This window comes from Eubacterium sp. SB2 (genome assembly GCF_001244405.1).
Taxonomy (GTDB): domain Bacteria; phylum Bacillota; class Clostridia; order Lachnospirales; family Lachnospiraceae; genus Faecalicatena; species Faecalicatena contortus_B.
Window position 1 is genome coordinate 353,589 of record NZ_LN865153.1, and the last position, 14,757, is coordinate 368,345.

Genomic DNA, 14,757 nt, shown 5'->3' on the forward strand with positions numbered 1-14,757 from the left:
CACCACTTATAGGCTGCATTGTACCGCTGATTCCTCATCAAAGAACTGATCTTATAGCCCATTATTCAGCATTACCATAGGTTTTCCCTTCTTTATTTATATGAATAACAACATATTCACACTTTCCTTGTGTACGAACAGGAAATCCCCATCCGGCAGCCCCCGAGGACACCACCATGCTGCATTCTTCCTCCTGATATTTACCGTAATTAGGGCTAAGGAACCACTCTGTGAAATAACCTGTAGGAAATATCTGTCCGGCATGGGTATGACCGGATAGTACCAAATCCACTTTCTGTGCAGCATTTTCTTCCGCTTCCACTGGCTGGTGATCCGCTACAATGATAAACCGTTTCCTGTCTGCATTCTCTAATAACGCTTTCACAGAAGCACGTCCTGATGTGTATGATGCATCTTCCCTTCCTGCCAGAATCAATTCATCCCCTACCGGAACCCAATCGTCACACAGAATCGTAATACTATTTGTTTCTATGGCCTGTACCAGCTCCTGTTCCGTATACTTCCGGGAATGAGAAGTTACGTCTGCATATAGCTGGCGGTCATGATTTCCATAGACATAATAAGTGCCATAGGTACTTTTAAGCCCTCCAAGCACCCGGAATACCTCCTGCATAGATGCCTTTGATGTTCCTTCCTCCACAATATCACCGCCAAGCACAATGACATCCGGATTCAATGCATTGATCTCTTCTATTTTATTTTTCAGAATATCCGGGCTTTGAATCGTATCATAATGGGTATCGGTAATCAAGACCACTTTATAGTCATTCTGCAGTTTATCCGTGACAATATTATATTCGGTTCTGACAATATGCCCCATGTTGTAATATCCATATCCCAGCAACAGGCAAGTGATAACTACCGGGATAAGACCACTGCGGTAAATACGGCCTAGAACCCGGTACCACTTTTCTTCCTTATAGCGCTTTCCGCCCCCACGAATTACAATGGCTGCAATCTCAACCAAAACAAACAGCGCCAGCAGATGGGCCACAATCACCCCAGCCATACTCCAGGTCCGGCATAGAAAAATCACAAGCAGCACAATCCCAAACCGCAGCAGGCGGATATTCCATCTTCTGACGCAAATTCCATAGAGAGACAGCCATCTGCCGGTCAGCCAATAGATACTGGCCGCGAGGCAGAATACCATTCCGCCTAAAATTACTAAGTACATTCGACTTTTCACCACCTTTAACAAATTTCCATTCGGTTTTCCCCTTAAACCTCACCAAATCCTGATAACTTCTTCTGCTGCTCTTTATCAATACGCTGTCCCTCCGCTGTCAGTTCCAGGTAAATTCCCCTCGCATTATCCTTTGACTTTGTCTTTTTAATCAGTCCTTTTTTCTCCAATTTCACCGCCATCTGGGAGACAGCTCCCTTAGTAAGCCCAAGTATTGCACCTATTTCATACATCTTTACCTCCTTGTTTTTGCCTACCACATCCTGAAAAAACAGGTCTAATGAGTTAACCGTGATGTTCCCTTCGAACTTAACTGGTTTATTCCTAATCTGATTCATCTTATTGGAGATACTATAAAAATCATCCATAAATGATTTTAAATTATCCCGATTCATATATTCGCCCTCCATCTGTTTACGCTAAACATCCATTAGGATTTATAGGAGAACAAATACGCTCTCCCTAAGTATTAGTTTCGTACTAAACATTATATTTGTCAACTTTTCAATCTACAGAAATGCCGGCCTGACTGCTATTGACGTTAAGCAGTTCCATTTTCTTGCCAGGTATAGATTTATTTCATCTACAAATAATATTTCAAATGATTACAGGAGGTATAATTAATGAAAGCTATCGTATTTGATGGGTTGCAGAAAGTTGAATGCAGAACCGTGGACGATCCGCGGATAGAAAAAGATGATGATATTATAGTAAAAGTCACTTCTACGGCTATTTGTGGATCGGATTTACATTTAGTGCACGGTTTAGTAAAAGGAATGTATGACGGATATGTTTTAGGTCATGAAACAATGGGTATTGTCGAAGAAGCAGGAAAAGAAGTCAAACATCTGAAGAAAGGTGACAGAGTTGTAATCCCCTTCCCCGTCGCATGCGGGCATTGCGAATTTTGTAATAAGGGTGAATTCAGTCAGTGCGATAATTCAAATGATTATGCTGAAGCTGGAGGATTATTCGGTTATAGCAAGTATCATGGGAATTACGCCGGAGGACAAGCCGAATATATCAGGGTACCATATGCCAATGTAGGGCCTAAAAAAGTGCCGGAAGGATTGACCGATGAGCAGGTTTTATTCGTAACAGATGTCCTGCCCACATCCTATTGGGGTACCGAAATTGCAAATGTAAAACCCGGGGAAACCGTAGTCGTATTAGGCTGTGGACCTATAGGATTGATGACAATTAAATGGTGTATACAAAAAGGAGCCGGCAGGATTATTGCAGTCGATAATGTGGGGTATCGCCTGGAGCATGCAAGAGGTTACGGTGTGGAAACCTTGAATTTTGAAGATCATGAACAAGTAGGGGAGCATATGAAAGAAATTACACATGGAGGAGCACATTCCGTAATTGATTGTGTGGGGCTGGATGGAAAAACTTCGGTTATGGAAAAAATTGAAACTGCGCTCAAATTACAGGGAGGATCAAAATCAGCTATAGAAACAGCCTCTCAATGTATCAGAAAGACCGGTACAGTAGCGTTAATCGGAGTATATGGCAATAAATATAATAATTTTCCTTTGGGAAATTTTTTCTCCAAAAATGTCTCTTTAAAAATGGGGCAGTGCCCTGCTACCCGATACGTTGATTTGATGTTGGAGAAAATACAAAAAGGGGAATTTGATGCGACAGATATCATAACTCATACGCTTTCCTTAGAGGAAGGAAGCCACGCTTATAGTATTTTTGATAAAAAAGAGGATAACTGTATCAAAGTAATTCTAAAGCCCTGATTCGCAGAAACAATCCGCCGAAATACATTGCTATATGGTTCGCAGAAGCAGAACCTGCTTCAAAATGTACACAAAGGACCTCCTGTTACTCATGCCCTGCGGGCGGATCTGCACAATGCTGTAGAATAGGGTATACCCAAAGGGCACCCCGTAACACATGCCCTGCGGGCGGGTCTGCAGCAGAGCTGCAGAATAATGTATCCCCATGGAACAATACGTAATTCTTGCCCTACAAGCGGATCCGCACAATGCTGCGGAATAAGGTAACTCGGTTTCCTAAAATAGTGGTTTTGCCCGTGGTTCTTTACCAGTCGGCAGAACCTCTTTTTTATACTGATATGGCGTACGCACTCTTCCTATGTTATACGTACATACGCTCAGATTAAAATTAGAAACTATGCAATCACTCCTGCATAATTTATATAGAGACCATTCATCCATCAATCTTCCCCAGAGGAGGTATTTCAATGTATTACAATGATCATTCTGAAAATGTCCCAGATAAATATGAAACAAATTGCAGCTGTAATAATAAGTGCAGGCCGCCTCGACCAGACTGCTGCCCCCCTTGTTGTTCCGGAGTACCAGGGCCTCCAGGACCTCAGGGTGAGCCAGGGCCTGCTGGTGCTCAGGGTGAACCTGGACCTGCCGGGCCTCAAGGTGAACCCGGTGTTGCCGGACCGCAGGGCGAACCCGGACCTGCCGGAGTTCAAGGTGAACCTGGACCTGCTGGATCTGAAGGAGTACCTGGCGTTGCCGGGCCGCAGGGCGAACCTGGACCTGCCGGGCCGCAGGGCGAACCTGGATCCACCGGGCCACAGGGCGAACCTGGACCTGCCGGACCTCAAGGTGAACCTGGACCTACCGGGCCACAAGGCGAACCTGGGCCTGCCGGACCTCAAGGAATACCTGGAGTTGCCGGCCCCCAGGGTGAATCTGGCCCCGCCGGACCTCAAGGTGAACCCGGGCCTTCCGGTCCCCAGGGCGATCCAGGACCCGCTGGGCCCCAGGGCGATCCAGGGCCTTCCGGTCCTCAAGGACCAACCGCCGCCACGATCCCCTTCTCCTACTCCAACCAGAATTCAAGTGGAGTTTCACTCAGTACTGACAATACGGGTTCGCCGTCCCAAATCGCCTACGCCGGCTTCGGAGGCGACGGCGGATATTTTACGGCACTGGAACCCGGAGAGTGGGCTTCCGGACTCATCACTATTAATACAAATGAATCGTATCCTTCATCCTTTGTTATGCCTTACGATGGTACACTGCGTAATTTTTACGGCGTATTTGCTAACCGGCAAGAATTATTCATTGAGGAAGGTATTATCCTGCGCCCCTTTATGTGCCTTGCCATAGGAGAAACCGACAGACTTGCCTTTACGATACTTCAAGAGACTCTCGTATATTTTCCGCCTTATATAGGTGGTGAAGAAATCCCCAAATACACAATCCGGAGAGCCAGCCAGACGGGACTGAATATTCCGCTGCCGGCGGGAACTCTTGTAACGATTATATTTGGGATAATAGCGGGAGGTACAGCTTCGGCACAATACATTACCGCTTCTATCAGCGGGGGTATATACATCGAGTAGCAAGATAGCATAAGACTCCGGATTTGGCTCCGGTCAATTCGGAGTCTCTTTTGTACAAATATAAAAGGAGCATCCACCATGCCAGTAAGGGAATTTATCATACAACTCATCAAACAAGAAACCGTTATTTCTGTTCCGATTACAGAAACAACCGATCTGTATAAAGATCTGTACTTAGACTCGCTCTCATTTGTCGGCCTGATCATGGATATTGAAGAACAATTCGATATTACGATTGAATTGCCGGAGATGGCTGACTGCCATATTTACGGCCGGCTCATTCGATTAGTGGAAAGAAAGGTTAAGGAGGCGATGCAAAATGATTAGAGGTGCATTACAGGCACGCTGGGAATGTGACCTCCCCGCTGTATTAGGTGAAAAGGAAACGATTTCGTATGCAGAACTGGCACGGCGTGCAGCAGCATTACAGGCAGCTCTGTCACACATAGATGGTCCTCCGGCTGCCGCAATCCTTCTTCCTGACGGAAGCGATTTTCTCATTGCTCTGTTCGCTGTCCTTCAAGCCGGATGGACGGCTTTCCCACTGAGCGTACGCCTTACCGCCCCAGAGCTTTCCCATTTACTGAACCGTGTGCCGGTATGTACGATCATTACTTGTAATGCCATGCTCCCTATTTGCAGGGCCGCTGCTGATGCCTATTCGCCTGCACCGGTCATCCTCTGCGCCGATGCTTTACAGCCGGCTCCACAGCAGCAACCGGACATACAAAAAACCGATCCCTGTACTCCCATGCTTTTGCTTGCTTCATCCGGCACCACAGGATATCCGAAACTAGTCCAGCTCTCAGAGAGTAACATCGCATTTAATGCCGCAGCCTATTTAAGGCATATGGGGTATGAGCTATACCGGGATCCGTCGCCTAAGTACGCTCTTGGCACTCCTTATTCAGGAATTTACGGTTTGCTCGTTATCTTTTCTTGTGTTCTGCGCGGTTTCCCGATGCTCGCGATGGCAGAAGGGTTTACACTGGATGCTCTTTTTCGGGCCGCGCAGGAACAAGGTATCAGCCATTATGACGGCGGAACTGTTGCCGCCATCCTGCTGGACCGTACTCTCGGCCGCACCATTCCCTATGATATCACTTCTCTGCGGTATTTCGGATTTGGCGGAAGTAAAGCCCCTGACGGCACTTTAAGGCGCTTATCCGACGCCTATCCTAACATAAGGTTCTGGTCAGGTTACGGCATGACCGAAGCCTCTCCCCTTATCGCCCAGCCGTACCGTGAACTTCCGGCAGATAAACTGGATTCTGTGGGCGTACCACTGCCGGGCGTAAAAGTCTGTCTGGAAACAGAGAATAAAAAAACAAATGCACCGAATCAGCCTGGAGAAATCATAGTTCAGGGGCCCAATGTGATGCTCGGTTATTATAATGATGAGAAAGCTACAAAGGAAATTTTAAGAGATGGCTGGCTTCACACAGGAGATATCGGATACTTTGACGCCGACGGGTATCTCTATATCTGCGGGCGAAAGAAAAATATGCTGCTGATACGCGGTTTTAATGTATATCCGGAAGAAATAGAAACATGTCTGCGGGGATGTCCGCTGGTCGAAGACTGTATGGTGTACGGCAGGACTGAATTGCCGGGTACCGATTGTATCTGTGCCGATATAGTTCCTGCAAAAGACGGTATCCCGCTTGAGTCCGTCCAAATCTGGTGTACCGAACATCTTGCAGATTATAAACGCCCGCGCAATATCCGGTTCGTGGATAAACTGAACAAAACAGCAACAGGAAAAGTCAAACGGGACCTGGAGGATAGAGCACAGTGAAACTTATCCATTTTCAAGGTCTAAACTGCTATCATGACTGTATGATTACCTTAGCAAACACTTTTGGTCTTAACTATACCGCCGCCTTTTCCGGGCTTTGGGCGGAAGGCCGCCTGCGTTATGACCCGATCTGCGATGTATTCCTCTCCATGAGGTTAGAAGAAGCACTGGAAGATTGCGGTATGAAATTAGATGCACCCTGGATCACCAAAAAGGAACGGGAAACGGGATGGGCAGACACTCCAGCCGGGGACTATATTATTATCGGCATGGATGCATTCCTCATTCCGTGGAATCCGCTTTGTGAACTCCTTCACGGGCCACATTATTTTATCGTCCAAAAAGGAATATCAGAGACTCATGACTGTTTTGATCCAACGTACGGTTTAGACGGCCAAAAGCTGACTACACGGGATTTGATTTTTAATACTTACGCCCTTATCACCATAAAAATGATCAACAAAGCCAATTCTTTTATTGCCGATAAACAGGATCCACTCCTAAACCAGTCACAGGAAGTCTTGAAAACACATCCTGAAACATTACGCTATCTACTTAAACAGGCTAAAGTCTGGATGCAGGAGTCCGAAAAATCAGTTTTACTTCCTGCAAAATATGTTGACGCTCTGTTAACGGGGCGTTATTTATACAGATTTTTCTTGAAAGAAAGAAACATGACCGCAAGTAGTGCACCTTTGGTTTTTTCACGGAAATACTATGAACAATGGCTGACAGTCAAAAATGGATTTTATAAAGCGGCACTCAGCAGACAAAGCAGCGCGGCCTTCAATGAATCTTGCCGCCTTCTTACCTGTCTCTTTGAGAAGGAAATTGACATGGCAAGGCAGATCATCTCGCTGGAATCAAAAGATTCGAACCAGACTTTATCTTAAAACCGTGCTCTTTTCCGACTCTATTACCAATAGTATTCTTCATATCGTTCTCCTCTTGCATAGCAGGGGGAGATTTTTATATAACAAAAATATGGATTATCTTTATTCTCTTGCCCTGTCACCAAAGCTTTTCTGATGTATCGGCATCTTCAATTAGTATTTCAATATATTCCTAATTGAGCCTGTTCAGATAAACTCCCTTCCAGTCAACAATTTAACTTCTTAAAAACGCTCCGTCCTTTTTGTAATTCTTTGTTTCTGACATGCAGCTAACCTCCAGTTTAATTCTTTCCTTAAAAATATTTATAATGATATTTTTTACTAAATTAAGTAGGCTGCTTTTCATATTCAGCGGTACATTCCATCTGACGAAGCCATATTTTCAAGCTCACATGACATTACTGCGCCTTCACTATCCGGGATACTCATTTTTTGTTTGGTACTTTTATATTGATCCGGAATCGCATCCACAGTTAAACTGCGTACCTTGCTTTCTGTACCGTCCTGAATAGCTTCCTCGTAATACCAGCATTTAAATTCCAGATAATCAAGTGTCTCCTGGAGATCTGCTATTTGCTTTTTGACAGAGTCTCTCCGGGTGCGGAACAATGTAAGCCGTTCTTGCAGCGAATCGTCTCCACGATCTATCATTTCAGTAAAAGCCTTAATGTCCTTAATGGATAACCCGGATTTTTTCAGGCATTCAACCACCTTCAGCCATTCATAATCCTTATCCGTAAACATACGGATGCCCCCGTTTGATCGCTCCACGCAGGGAAGGATCCCCTCGTTATCGTAATAACGCAGTGTGGAAGCAGGAACACCCATCACTTTTGCCATTTCACCAACGGTATAAAGCATAAACATCACCTCATAAATTTATAAATATTTTATAATTTTTTCCAAAACGCCCATTGACTTAAAGTTAACTTTAAGTTGTATATTAAACTTGTAGCTATTATATCGGACAAAACCATAAAAGTCAATTTAATCACGAGGAGGATCATTATGAGCAAATCATTAGTAGCGTACTTCAGCGCAAGCGGAGTAACAAAGAGAGTAGCAGAAAAACTGGCAAAAGAAACAGGAGCAGATTTATTTGAAATTCAGGCAGAAACGCCGTACACAAATGAGGATCTCAACTGGCAAAATAATATGAGCAGAAGCTCCATCGAAATGAATGACCGAAGCTGCCGCCCGGCAATCCGCAGCAAAGTTGAAGATATGGCACAGTATGACGTGATGTTTGTCGGGTTTCCCATTTGGTGGTACAGAGAGCCGTCCATAATCGATACCTTCATGGAAGCCTATGATTTCAGCGGGAAGACCCTGGTTCCTTTTGCAACATCCGGCGGAAGCGGTCTGGGCGATTCCGGCAAAAACATGGAGGCACTTGCACCGAAAGCCAATGTAGCTGACGGCAGACGCTTTGCAGAAAATGTATCCGGCAAAGAGCTAGCAGACTGGTCCGCTAAATGGCTGTAAATATTAGGGAATACTCGGAGGAAATCATATGAAGGCGCGGACAAAAAGTATCGTTATGGCCATGGCGCTATGTTTTATTATGGCTTTAACTGCCTGTGGAAAAAATGAAACCATCTCAAATGAAAGTACAGAAAATACGCCAAACGATGTAGTTCAAACCCAAGAAACAGGTGGGCAGTCTGGCAGACCAGAAGAAAACTCAGGCAAAACAGACAATCAGGATACCGGAAATGACGTACTTGTTGCGTATTTTTCTGCAACAGGCACAACAAAGGGAGTGGCAGAGAAAATTGCTGCGATTACGAATGCTGACATGTATGAGATAATTCCGGCAGATCCATATACGGACGAAGACCTGGATTACAATGACGATACAAGCCGCACATCCATAGAAATGAATGATCCGGACGCCCGCCCTGAAATCGGCAGTGAAGCGATTTCACTTGAGGAATATACTGTCGTTTATATCGGTTACCCAATCTGGTGGGGGGAGGTTCCCCGCATCATGAGTACATTTGTCGAAAGCTATCATTTTGATGGAATCACTGTAATCCCGTTCTGCACATCCGGTGGAAGCGATATCGGAGAAAGCGGCAATGACTTAGCGGAGCAGGCTGGCAGTGGAAATTGGCTGGCCGGGCAGAGATTCAGCGGAAGTGTATCAGATGAGGAACTGCAGTCCTGGATTGACGGACTGCAGTAATAAAAGATATCTGGAAGAGACATGCAGGCGCAGGATCGTCCTTGCTGACGAATCATTTTCAATTACTTGGAGGTAAAGAAATATGTATAACAAAACAATCAAATTAGCAAATGGCGTGGAAGTCCCAATGCTGGCACTGGGAACATGGCTTATTGATAATGCCGAGGCTGCAAAGGCGGTCAGGTCGGCAGCTGAGCTTGGATACCGCCACGTGGATACCGCACAGGCCTACGGAAATGAGCGGGGAGTCGGCGAAGGAATCCGTACCTGCAAGATCCCAAGAGAACAGCTTTTTGTAACATCCAAAGTGGCCGCAGAGCATAAAACATATGCGGAGGCAGCTGCTTCTATTGATAAGACTTTAGCGGATATGGAACTGGACTATATTGATATGATGATTATTCACTCACCACAGCCCTGGGCAGAGGTGAATCAGTCGGTAAACCGTTATGTCGAAGGGAACAGATTGGCATGGAAGGCTCTTGAGGACGCCTATAAGGCCGGGAAGATCCGTGCAATTGGCGTTTCTAACTTTTTGGAGGGTGATATAGAAAGCCTTTGGGAAACCGCGGAAATAAAGCCTATGGTAAATCAGGTGCTCTGCCATATTTCTAATACGCCGATAGACTTAATTGAATTTTGCCGGAAGAAAGGAATTGTGATGGAGGCTTATTCTCCGGTTGCACATGGAGAGGCGCTTAAGAATGAGACAATTGCGGAGATGGCAAAAAAATATGGGGTAACTGTTCCGCAGCTTTGCATTAGGTATGATGTTCAGCTTGGGATGATCGTGCTTCCTAAAACTGCAAATCCTGAGCATATGAAGGTAAATGCGGACTTGGGGTTTGTGATTTCTGGGGAGGATATGGAAGCTTTGAAAAATGTAGAGAAGATTAGGGATTATGGAGAGCATGGGGGATTTCCTGTGTTTGGAGGGAAAATGTGATGGTGTAAAGCATGGGGCTTTGTTTTGATGAAACAGGTAAATTCGTACCTTTTGCTGAGGGATAAGAAGTTGTTCATACGATTTCTTATGATGACAAACCCGGTATCAGGGCACTCAAAACAACCGGCAAGGACAAAGCCCCATCCCTCATACGGAAGAAGGATCAACCATCATGCGTGATTACGAGTATAAACGTTCTGGAAAAGTATCCCTTTAGCAGCCATCTTGACCTGCTTACCGGTGAAGCAATCCCACTGGTAAGCGAATCTCATAAAAGCAGCGACTTTGTCAGGTTTCTCAAGTTAATAGACAATAGATATCCGGCTGGAGATAAAATTCGAATCATCTTAGACAATCACACTCCGCACGCACTTCTAAAGGAACACAGAAGAATAAGAATACTGCACCAGGGCGCTTTGAATTTGTCTTTCCCCCAACGCATGGTTCGTAGTTAAATATAGTAGAAGGGTTTTTCAGTAAAATCCCCGTCAAATGCTAATAGGTATCCGCGTTGAAAAATCGCACTGTTTCCCTCAACTGATCACTAAATTCTTCGAGATCTTCAAAACGAATTGCGCCCTCATTGATAAGTGAAATAATGTTATAAATCAGGTTCGACCGTCTCATTTCTGCTCTAACACCAGTTTTCTGCTTGTCTTTTTTTATTCGCTCTTCCAGACTCCAAAATTTATCTGATGGATTTGCATCTTCACTTAATAATTCTATATATTCCTTATTGAGCCTGTCTATATAGGCTTCCTGCCATTCCGCTATCTTACTTCTAAAAAGCTTCCAGTCTTTTTCAGTAAATCCTCTTTCCTGCAAAATATCGTTCCTCCCATTCACTTTATCATATTCGCATTACAAAATACTTTTTTCTAAGCTTTCAGAAATTCCGACATCTCAATTCTTGGTTGATTTTGAAGTTTACAGCCATTGTTCGGAATTTCTATATCACTAATTTTCCGTCTTACTGTCAAGCATCTGAGTAGTTGCTAAAACTGATCTTACCGTGATTGATACTGCACTTGACTATTTTGCAGGACTGGTTCCCCTCTCCACCTCCGTAACCCGGACAACAGCCGTCAAACTTCATAGGACATAGCCTGCAATTCAAGCCACTGAGGAAAACCAAGGTTGTCTCTTACAAAATCTTTCAATTCCCATCCCCCCTTTCCTCCAAAATCAAGTACGGCTGCCTGTTCTGATAAATTCAATCAGCTTCTCCACATCCTCAAAATCATCATAATCTCCGCTTATCCCTTCACGATGATAAATAACTCCCGACTTCTCGTTTGCCTCCAGGCAGTCTAAAAGCTGCTTCTCTCCATACCTTTTCGAAAATAAGTTAAACGCATATGGCTTTATTTTGGTTAATAATCCTTTTTGGCAGCCTTCATCACACGCATAGCAATGCCTAATTCCCTTTTCCAATGAACATTTTCTGTTCTCACACCAGTCTTTACCCGGACAGTCCCCGGAATTACAGCCTGCACAGTTTGTATTTTCCGAACATAAACAGCAGGCAAGCCCGCATCGCGCAATCCCCAATTCTCTTTTCATCTTTCACTCTTCCCCCTTGTGCTCTTTTAAATTCTTCATCTGCATAGCGTGATCCGCTTCATTTTCTTCCTTCGTTTTGGTCGGGTCTTCAAGGTCATAGCGACTACATGGCAATTCCTCACATTGACCGCAGTGCCCATATTTTCTTTGATTGATACAGCATTCATAAATGTCACAGCAACTTTCTCCTGTATATTCCAGCCAGAACACCTTACCCTTTATCTCTCTGCACCCCCGGCAATCCGCCGGGTAATACTCACAATCCGAACATACGGTACCGCAACAGCTCATCTTCTTTTCCATGGGCATTTTCTCCTAATCACATTTTCCACTGGCACTCACTGCATTCTGCATCATCAATAGAAATAATCCCTCTACATTCCGGGCAGGTATAGTTCTCTTTTTGCTGTGCCAAAAATGCAGCTATTCCTTGTTTTTTTACCATTTTGCCATTTCCCATCAAGCTGGCATGGTAGGGGGTATTATAACTTTTTTCCAACCCTTTTATTTGCTTACAGGGATATTCAGGGCATTCAAAACAATATGTAATCCACCGCTTTGTCGCACAATCTTTAATCTTGCTTTTCCTGCAATGCTCTGCTTTTCCCTGGTCTCTTTTCAGACAGCCAGCGCATGGCTTTTTATGATAGCAATGTTTTTAATAGACCAGGCAGTTCATCCCACACGGGGCAAACATGACTGGCTCTATCTTTTCTGTCATTATCATATACCCTTCCATAATATAAAAAAGGTATGAACACCTACTTTTTAAATTTGTCCATCCCCTTCCCTACTCTGCACAACAGCTTGCTACACCAGTATTTTATCTAAGTTACTATGCCAACTACATGTCATTTTTCTATTTTTACTGCCTAATACCAAACTTTTCTAATAACGTCTGATTCTAGTTCTGCAATGGGCTGTATTATAAATTTTCTCGCTGGTAATACAAAAAAATCAGCATTTGCTTACTTGATTATTACACAGTATTACTGCACCAGTTGCAATACCAGTCAATGCATCAACCTTTTCTCTTCCATCAGTGTCACCCACTTGTTTTTGTAACTCTGCTGCTAAAGGTCTTTGACAAAAGTATAATGTGAAGTGAGAAAAAATCAAAATTTCCAATGTATCACGACTTGCTCACTAACTTGTGGCCCGCACTTGTGAAACAAGCGTGTCAAGCACCCGGCGCTTGTCATCAAAGTCAACAGACTCCCAGTCCCGCAGATAGCCAGATATGTTTTAAACTTGCGAGGACAAAACGGAATTAGCGGTAAGTTCGGCCACCAGCTTTGTCTGGGTTTGCCATTGTCCGTCCAATTCCTCAATGCGGCTGTTTGCATATTGTAGCAAGGTGGGGTTTGCGCCGGAAAGCGTGTGAAGCAGTTTTTCAATCTCGTTTTCAGTTTTGACAAGCGCGGCGCGGGCGGCGGTCAGTTTCGGATTGTAGCTTGCAGTTTTACCGCCTTTCAGCGGTTGGAACACCCGCATTTTCTTAACCAACTCCTCATACACGGCTTGTTCAAGCACCTGTTTTGTCAGAGTGCTCGCGCCTTGTGTTCAATACCGCCCTGAAAGGACAGCACCAGAATCGGCATATTTTCCTTTGCCGCATGAACCGGAGCAGTTGGAACCCGTCCGTTTCCGACAGGGAGATGTCCAAGATCACAAGCTCGTAGTTATGGCGTGTAAGGCGCTCGATGCCGTCTATCACAGACAGGGTATAATAAGCGCCGATGTCGTATTCGGTCAAGGCGTACTTGATGGCTTTGCAGTTTTTCAAGTCACTATCAATAATAAAAACCCTCTGCTTCGCGTTCATAGCGCAGACCTCCTTTCTGATTGTTGGCCCCGCCACTTCTGGACTAAATGTCCAGAAGTAGCCAGCTATAAATAAAAATCCGACATATTAAAAGTTGATTAATGATTGAAATAACGAAACTAAAATTATTCAATTACTTCATATTCATAGTTCCAAATTTTGTATGTTATTTTTCCAGTTTTTTCTTCCATTCCCTGAATAAAAGTCCCTGTATTAAATTTTATCTTTGTCTTTTCATTATACACATTCTTTATACTTAGTTTACTTTGAATTTCAAATTCAGACTTGAGTGTTCGCCATTCATCATCTGACAAAATATTCCTTAAGCCAGTCAGAATAACTCTTAATTTAATTCTCCCTCTTTCATTAATAAATGCTGAAATTTCGTCTCCACACCCAGCAACTGGCTTAATGATTTTATCATCTATTACAATGTTAAACTCATCAATTTCAATACCTGCAATAGAATTGTCTGTAACATTCTTTAAATATATTTCCATAATCATTATGTCACGTGTATGCAATGTATCTGCAATATAATCAAGATTTAAATCTACACCGTCTTTCTCTAATCGCTTGGGCAAAATGGGATCTTGATTTTTTTATAAAATGATAATGACTTCTCCTGATCAAAAATTGCTATGGATTTCTCTTGATTATGTTGCATTGCAATCATTTTATCATTTTGCTTTACTGCTTTCTCATTCAACTTTAATGTGACATATCCTAAACTTACTGTTCCCAAGAAAGCTAAAACATCTCCAAAATATCCAAGAACATCGCCAGATGACCAGTCAGCCTCAATCCAGTAACAATTTGTTTGAGTTTTAAATAGAATATGTAATACAATTATCGGCAAAAATATTCCCACCGTAATTGCAATACACATTCCTATATGGTTCTGAATCCATTTGAATATCTCTTTCACTTCATTTTTCTCCTCTCAATTTTTTCTTGCTAATAATCCCGAAAACCCGCCTAGAATCAAGGTTTC

At 43.8% G+C, this 14,757-nt stretch carries 19 protein-coding genes and 1 pseudogene; 8 read left to right on the top strand and 12 right to left on the bottom strand.

What is annotated here, in order from left to right; all coding sequences use genetic code 11:
- Positions 1 to 61 precede the first annotated feature (61 nt).
- Entirely contained in the window at positions 62 to 1,198 is a 1,137-nt protein-coding gene (locus BN1938_RS13920; protein ID WP_050641187.1) for a metallophosphoesterase, read from the bottom strand.
- Between the two features lie 44 nt (positions 1,199 to 1,242).
- Positions 1,243 to 1,602 carry a MarR family winged helix-turn-helix transcriptional regulator gene (locus BN1938_RS13925; protein WP_050641188.1) on the bottom strand — a complete coding sequence of 120 codons (360 nt, stop codon included), beginning with the start codon at positions 1,600 to 1,602 and terminating at the stop codon, positions 1,243 to 1,245.
- Positions 1,603 to 1,830: 228 nt separating this feature from the next.
- Between BN1938_RS13925 and BN1938_RS13930 the strand changes: the two genes are divergently transcribed.
- The 5 genes from BN1938_RS13930 (at position 1,831) to BN1938_RS13955 (ending at position 7,241) form a co-directional block, all read left to right on the top strand.
- On the top strand, positions 1,831 to 2,958 hold the full coding sequence (locus BN1938_RS13930; protein ID WP_050641189.1) for a zinc-dependent alcohol dehydrogenase: 1,128 nt from the start codon (positions 1,831 to 1,833) through the stop codon (positions 2,956 to 2,958).
- A gap of 507 nt (positions 2,959 to 3,465) precedes the next feature.
- On the top strand, positions 3,466 to 4,314 hold the full coding sequence (locus tag BN1938_RS24125) for a hypothetical protein (protein ID WP_276508104.1): 849 nt from the start codon (positions 3,466 to 3,468) through the stop codon (positions 4,312 to 4,314).
- 314 nt (positions 4,315 to 4,628) lie between these two features.
- Complete coding sequence (locus BN1938_RS13945) at positions 4,629 to 4,877, top strand: acyl carrier protein (protein WP_050641192.1); 249 nt, start codon at positions 4,629 to 4,631, stop codon at positions 4,875 to 4,877.
- Positions 4,870 to 6,348, top strand: a complete 1,479-nt coding sequence (locus BN1938_RS13950) for a class I adenylate-forming enzyme family protein (protein ID WP_050641193.1) — start codon at positions 4,870 to 4,872, stop codon at positions 6,346 to 6,348. Before BN1938_RS13945 ends, BN1938_RS13950 begins: the two co-directional genes overlap by 8 nt.
- The gene (locus BN1938_RS13955) at positions 6,345 to 7,241 is read left to right on the top strand and encodes a hypothetical protein (RefSeq protein WP_050641194.1); all 897 of its coding nucleotides are present in this window, start codon (positions 6,345 to 6,347) and stop codon (positions 7,239 to 7,241) included. The genes BN1938_RS13950 and BN1938_RS13955 overlap by 4 nt, the downstream gene beginning before the upstream one ends.
- Before the next feature lie 348 nt (positions 7,242 to 7,589).
- Here BN1938_RS13955 and BN1938_RS13960 read toward each other — a convergent pair whose 3' ends face one another.
- A complete protein-coding gene (locus BN1938_RS13960; protein ID WP_050641195.1) occupies positions 7,590 to 8,102 on the bottom strand; it encodes a MerR family transcriptional regulator in 513 nt (170 codons plus the stop codon).
- A gap of 147 nt (positions 8,103 to 8,249) precedes the next feature.
- Between BN1938_RS13960 and BN1938_RS13965 the strand changes: the two genes are divergently transcribed.
- From BN1938_RS13965 to BN1938_RS13975, 3 genes are all read left to right on the top strand, one after another.
- Complete coding sequence (locus BN1938_RS13965) at positions 8,250 to 8,726, top strand: flavodoxin (protein ID WP_050641196.1); 477 nt, start codon at positions 8,250 to 8,252, stop codon at positions 8,724 to 8,726.
- Positions 8,727 to 8,754: 28 nt separating this feature from the next.
- Positions 8,755 to 9,429 (top strand): flavodoxin, encoded by a 675-nt coding sequence (locus tag BN1938_RS13970; RefSeq protein ID WP_050641197.1) that lies wholly within the window; start codon positions 8,755 to 8,757, stop codon positions 9,427 to 9,429.
- An 82-nt stretch (positions 9,430 to 9,511) separates the two neighbouring features.
- Positions 9,512 to 10,375, top strand: a complete 864-nt coding sequence (locus tag BN1938_RS13975; RefSeq protein ID WP_050641198.1) for an aldo/keto reductase — start codon at positions 9,512 to 9,514, stop codon at positions 10,373 to 10,375.
- A 495-nt stretch (positions 10,376 to 10,870) separates the two neighbouring features.
- Here BN1938_RS13975 and BN1938_RS13980 read toward each other — a convergent pair whose 3' ends face one another.
- The 9 genes and pseudogenes from BN1938_RS13980 to BN1938_RS14015 form a co-directional block, all read right to left on the bottom strand.
- Positions 10,871 to 11,200 (bottom strand): hypothetical protein, encoded by a 330-nt coding sequence (locus tag BN1938_RS13980; protein ID WP_050641199.1) that lies wholly within the window; start codon positions 11,198 to 11,200, stop codon positions 10,871 to 10,873.
- A gap of 360 nt (positions 11,201 to 11,560) precedes the next feature.
- Entirely contained in the window at positions 11,561 to 11,938 is a 378-nt protein-coding gene (locus tag BN1938_RS13985) for a DUF3795 domain-containing protein (protein WP_050641200.1), read from the bottom strand.
- Positions 11,939 to 11,941: 3 nt separating this feature from the next.
- Positions 11,942 to 12,241, bottom strand: a complete 300-nt coding sequence (locus tag BN1938_RS13990; protein WP_050641201.1) for a DUF3795 domain-containing protein — start codon at positions 12,239 to 12,241, stop codon at positions 11,942 to 11,944.
- Positions 12,242 to 12,257: 16 nt separating this feature from the next.
- Positions 12,258 to 12,383, bottom strand: a complete 126-nt coding sequence (locus BN1938_RS24245; protein ID WP_330581575.1) for a hypothetical protein — start codon at positions 12,381 to 12,383, stop codon at positions 12,258 to 12,260.
- Positions 12,384 to 12,452: 69 nt separating this feature from the next.
- Positions 12,453 to 12,572 (bottom strand): annotated as a pseudogene (locus tag BN1938_RS24250) (DUF3795 domain-containing protein); the annotation flags it as partial.
- 611 nt (positions 12,573 to 13,183) lie between these two features.
- Positions 13,184 to 13,444 carry a hypothetical protein gene (locus BN1938_RS23710; RefSeq protein WP_187376316.1) on the bottom strand — a complete coding sequence of 87 codons (261 nt, stop codon included), beginning with the start codon at positions 13,442 to 13,444 and terminating at the stop codon, positions 13,184 to 13,186.
- A 19-nt stretch (positions 13,445 to 13,463) separates the two neighbouring features.
- On the bottom strand, positions 13,464 to 13,763 hold the full coding sequence (locus tag BN1938_RS14005) for a response regulator (RefSeq protein ID WP_050641203.1): 300 nt from the start codon (positions 13,761 to 13,763) through the stop codon (positions 13,464 to 13,466).
- A 125-nt stretch (positions 13,764 to 13,888) separates the two neighbouring features.
- A complete protein-coding gene (locus BN1938_RS14010) occupies positions 13,889 to 14,347 on the bottom strand; it encodes a hypothetical protein (protein WP_050641204.1) in 459 nt (152 codons plus the stop codon).
- Positions 14,332 to 14,691: a hypothetical protein gene (locus tag BN1938_RS14015; protein WP_050641205.1), complete on the bottom strand. Its 360-nt coding sequence runs from the start codon at positions 14,689 to 14,691 to the stop codon at positions 14,332 to 14,334. The genes BN1938_RS14010 and BN1938_RS14015 overlap by 16 nt, the downstream gene beginning before the upstream one ends.
- Positions 14,692 to 14,757: the final 66 nt, after the last annotated feature.

Excerpts from the sequence above, each read along its gene's own strand:
- BN1938_RS13975 (WP_050641198.1), top strand. The coding sequence starts at position 9,512 with ATGTATAACAAAACAATCAAATTAGCAAATGGCGTGGAAGTCCCAATG.
- BN1938_RS13925 (WP_050641188.1), bottom strand. The coding sequence starts at position 1,602 with ATGAATCGGGATAATTTAAAATCATTTATGGATGATTTTTATAGTATC.
- BN1938_RS13970 (WP_050641197.1), top strand. The coding sequence starts at position 8,755 with ATGAAGGCGCGGACAAAAAGTATCGTTATGGCCATGGCGCTATGTTTT.
- BN1938_RS13920 (WP_050641187.1), bottom strand. The coding sequence starts at position 1,198 with ATGTACTTAGTAATTTTAGGCGGAATGGTATTCTGCCTCGCGGCCAGT.
- BN1938_RS13945 (WP_050641192.1), top strand. The coding sequence starts at position 4,629 with ATGCCAGTAAGGGAATTTATCATACAACTCATCAAACAAGAAACCGTT.
- BN1938_RS13985 (WP_050641200.1), bottom strand. The coding sequence starts at position 11,938 with ATGAAAAGAGAATTGGGGATTGCGCGATGCGGGCTTGCCTGCTGTTTA.
- BN1938_RS14005 (WP_050641203.1), bottom strand. The coding sequence starts at position 13,763 with ATGAACGCGAAGCAGAGGGTTTTTATTATTGATAGTGACTTGAAAAAC.
- BN1938_RS13965 (WP_050641196.1), top strand. The coding sequence starts at position 8,250 with ATGAGCAAATCATTAGTAGCGTACTTCAGCGCAAGCGGAGTAACAAAG.
- BN1938_RS13990 (WP_050641201.1), bottom strand. The coding sequence starts at position 12,241 with ATGGAAAAGAAGATGAGCTGTTGCGGTACCGTATGTTCGGATTGTGAG.
- BN1938_RS13960 (WP_050641195.1), bottom strand. The coding sequence starts at position 8,102 with ATGCTTTATACCGTTGGTGAAATGGCAAAAGTGATGGGTGTTCCTGCT.
- BN1938_RS24245 (WP_330581575.1), bottom strand. The coding sequence starts at position 12,383 with ATGGTAAAAAAACAAGGAATAGCTGCATTTTTGGCACAGCAAAAAGAG.
- BN1938_RS13930 (WP_050641189.1), top strand. The coding sequence starts at position 1,831 with ATGAAAGCTATCGTATTTGATGGGTTGCAGAAAGTTGAATGCAGAACC.
- BN1938_RS13950 (WP_050641193.1), top strand. The coding sequence starts at position 4,870 with ATGATTAGAGGTGCATTACAGGCACGCTGGGAATGTGACCTCCCCGCT.
- BN1938_RS24125 (WP_276508104.1), top strand. The coding sequence starts at position 3,466 with ATGAAACAAATTGCAGCTGTAATAATAAGTGCAGGCCGCCTCGACCAG.